Consider the following 791-nt stretch of genomic DNA (forward strand, 5'->3'; position numbering starts at 1 on the left):
CGACCGACTCGGACTGCGCGACCCCAATGACCCCGCCTATCGCCGCCCGCTGACGCAGGCCAGCGACCTGCCGCGAGACAAACAGCAGGCAGCGGAAAAGCTGACTGCCGGCCTGATGAACCTGATGGCACAGGGCGCAATACGCAGCCGGCAGGACGTGGTGACTCAGATCGAGAGCATTGGTCTCACCGTGGCGCGGGAAACCAAAAGCAGCATCAGTATTGCCGACCCGTCAGGCGGCAGAAACATCCGGCTGAAAGGAATGATTTATGAGCGAGATTTTAAATTTGGCGAAGGGCTTCGAGGAGAAATCGAAGCAGCAAGCGCAGGATACCGAGCAGAGCGTGAAGCGCGAGTTCGAGAGGCTGGAAACGTCTATCAGCGAGGATTTGAAATCAAGCTCGCAGAGCATCAGCAACGCTATCCACGAACAGAACGGCAGGCTGACGGGCATGATCAGAGCCACGGCGACCACCGCGCTGATCTGGATAGTGGTCTGCTCCGCGCTGCTGATTGGCATCCTGAGCGGGATAATCTGGCTTCAGGGGCAGATCATCAGCTCACGCCTGAGCGACATCGATGGCTACAGCCAGCAGTTGGCGAGCCTGAAAGCGAAAAGCGGCGCGGGGGTGACGATCTACAGCGACGACAGCCAGAAGAACGGCTATCTGGTGGTGCTGCCGGTGAAAGCGCACGGCGTGGAGAGCTACACCTCAACGGCAGGCAACACGGTGGTGAAGTACACCGCGAAATAACCACGTCAGAACGCACAGAAACGTCCCTGAACGATG

Annotated in this window: 1 protein-coding gene; it reads left to right on the top strand. The window is 58.9% G+C overall.

Annotated elements, in window-relative coordinates; translation table 11 throughout:
* Positions 1-269: 269 nt before the first annotated feature.
* Positions 270-755, top strand: coding sequence for an MbeB family mobilization protein (locus tag N6G83_RS54435; RefSeq protein ID WP_224452648.1), 486 nt, complete (start codon positions 270-272; stop codon positions 753-755).
* Positions 756-791 lie beyond the last annotated feature (36 nt).

It is taken from the genome of Serratia sp. PL7 (genome assembly GCF_945957435.1).